Here is a 2,771-nt window from a genome sequence, read left to right as displayed (position 1 = left end):
GTATTCAAGCTTGCCGATGCGTTTGCCCTGAGCGCCGGTGAAGGCGCCGCTTTCATGACCGAACAACTCGGCTTCGAACAACTGCTCGGGGATTGCCGCACAGTTCAGTGCCACGAACGGCTTGTCGGCGCGCGGGCCGAAATCATGCAGACAGCGGGCGACCAGTTCTTTGCCGCTGCCGGTTTCGCCGCGGATCAGCACGTTCACCGGCAGCGCCGCGAGGTCCAGCACTTGTCGGCGCAGGGTCTGCAAACCACGGGAGACGCCGAGCAGGCTGGCGTCGAGTTTGCTGCGGTTATCGGCCTGTTCGTGCAGGGCGCGGTTTTCCAGTACCAGCCGACGTTTGTCCAGCGCCCGGCGCAGACTGCTGAGCAAGGTTTCCGGGCTGAAGGGTTTTTCGAGGAAGTCGTAGGCGCCATCGCGCATGGCTTMAACCGCCATCGGCACATCGCCGTGGCCGGTCAGCAGGATCACCGGCAAATCGGCGTCCCGCTGTTGCAGCCGGGCCAGCAGTTCCAGGCCGGTCATGCCGGGCATCCGCACATCGCTGAGGATCACCCCCGGGAAATTCGCCGGTAACTGCGCCAGGCATTCATCGGCACGGCTGAACAGTTTGACCTCGAATCCCGAGAGGCTCAGCCACTGTTCGACGGCATCACGAATACTGCTCTCATCGTCGACCACGATCACTGCGTTCAACATTGAATGTGCGCCTCCAGATCGATGGGCAAGGTGAGGGTGAAGATGGCGCCGTCGCCGTGATTGTCGGCGCTCAGGCGACCGCCGAGTTCATGCACGATGGCGAACGATACCGCCAGCCCGAGGCCCAGGCCATCACCCACCGGTTTGGTGGTGAAGAACGGATCAAAGACTTTCGGTAGATCCTGCGGCGCAATACCGCCACCGCTGTCGGAGACCGTCAGGCGCCATAGCTGCTGATCGGCTTCAAGACGGATTTCCAGGCGCTTGACGGGTTTGTCACGCATCGCATCGAGGGCATTGCGCAGCAGATTGATCAGCACCTGTTCCAGGCGAATCGCATCGCCGCGAACCCAGGCCGGGCGACTCAGGTGCAACACACTGTCGATCTGTTCATCGCGCAGCCGAGCGTCAAGCAACTGCAAGGATTGATCGACCACCGCTGCCAGGTCCAGCCGCTCGCGCAAACCGCAGGGGCTTTTACGGGCGAATGTCTTGAGGTGACTGGTGAGGGCGGCCATGCGCGTCAGCATCTCATCCACCGGCTTCAGCGCTTTATACGCGTCGTCGATCCGGCCGTGATCGAGCAACAGGCGCAAGGTCGCCAGCTGCATGCGCTGGGCAGTGAGTGGCTGGTTGATTTCATGGGCCAGGGCCGCCGACATTTGCCCCAGCGCCGCGAGTTTGGCTGATTGCACCAGACCGTCCTGAGCGGTGCGCAGCTCGCGGGTGCGCTCTTCGACCAAGCGTTCAAGCTCTTCGCGGCTGCGCTGACGCAACCTGGCCAGACGCCAACGCTGGTTGAGAAACAGCAATAAAAACACCAGCGTCAGCCACACTCCGGCAGCGGCCAGCCCGGCGTTTCGCACATCTTCGAAGGCCACCTGCGGGCGCCGCAACAGGTGTAACGTCCAGCCTTCGGTGCTCAAGGGCAGCGATTCCCAGAGGTAATCCGCTGTGCCGTCGGGGCCGTCGACGCGGGCCAGATAACTGTTCTGGTCAAAGCGCCGAATCGGTTGATGGTCGAGCGGGGTCAGCGGTTGCCTGTCGTATTGGCGGGTGGTTTTAAGCTCGGCGCGATCAGTGTCCGACAGCGTGCCCAGCAACCGATAGCGCCATCCCGGCTGATTGGCGATAAACACAATGCCTCGCGCATCGCTGACCAGCAGGGTGTCGCTGCCCTGACGCCATTCGCGCTCCAGTTCCGGAAACTCGAGTTTCACCACCATGGCGCCGAGAAACTCGCCGTTGTCCGCCGTCACCGCACTCGACAGAAAATAGCCGGGAATCCCGCTGGTCACGCCCACCGCGTAAAAGCGCCCGGCGCCCTGGCTGCGGGTTTGGCTGAAGTAGGGCCGAAAGCCGTAGTTGTGGCCGACGTAACTGCTGGGCAAGCGCCAATTGCTGGCGGCCACCGCAAGGCCGGTGTGATCCAGCAGTTCCAGGGTGGACGACTGGGCCGCGCCGTTGATCTTTTCCAGTTTTCGGTTCAGCGCATCCTGCTGCTGCGGGCTGACCGGGCCATCGAGCGCCAAGCGCAGTTCCGGGTCCAGCGCCAGTACGGCGGGCAGGGCACGGTAACGTTCGATCAGCGTGTGCAGGGAATTGGCGTACAGCGCCAGTTGCTGATTGGCGCGGGCGGCATCGTCCACCTCGGCCTGGCGTTCGGCGTGGCGCATGGCCAGGCCGGCTGCCAATGCAGCGCCAGCAAGGATCAGCAGGGTATACAGCGTCAGGCGTAGTGGACGAGCGATCGCAAGCATGGCGTAAGAAACAGTCAGCAATACGGGCGCGCACCATAGCATGCAGTGGTGCAGGAGGGCTTGACCAAAGGCACCGTTGGCGAGTCGTTATGGAGAATAAAAAAAGCCGCGCTGTCTTTGCAAACAGCGCGGCTTTTTTTTCCAGCGGTTAAAGGCTTATTGCACTTCTACCGCCAGGCTTTCACTGATTTTCTTCTGCCAGATGGCAGGTCCGGTGATGTGCACCGACTCGCCCTTGCTGTCGACCGCAACGGTCACCGGCATGTCTTTGACGTCGAACTCGTAGATCGCTTCCATGCCCAGTTCGGC

The 2,771-nt window shown here is 62.2% G+C and carries 3 protein-coding genes; all 3 read right to left on the bottom strand.

What is annotated here, in order from left to right:
• On the bottom strand, positions 1-702 hold a 702-nt coding region (locus AC1DH9_RS26625), incomplete at its 3' end, for a sigma-54-dependent transcriptional regulator (RefSeq protein WP_477809105.1).
• A complete protein-coding gene (locus AC1DH9_RS26620) occupies positions 696-2,462 on the bottom strand; it encodes an ATP-binding protein (RefSeq protein WP_427536317.1) in 1,767 nt (588 codons plus the stop codon). The genes AC1DH9_RS26620 and AC1DH9_RS26625, both read right to left, overlap by 7 nt.
• A 156-nt stretch (positions 2,463-2,618) precedes the next feature.
• Positions 2,619-2,771, bottom strand: a 153-nt coding sequence (locus AC1DH9_RS26615; RefSeq protein WP_477809106.1) for a fumarate hydratase C-terminal domain-containing protein, incomplete at its 5' end; no start/stop codon positions are given.

The organism is Pseudomonas sp. 05T35 (genome assembly GCF_056396605.1).
The sequence above is the reverse complement of the archived record's forward strand: the minus strand, read 5'-3'. Positions and strand labels throughout refer to the sequence as shown.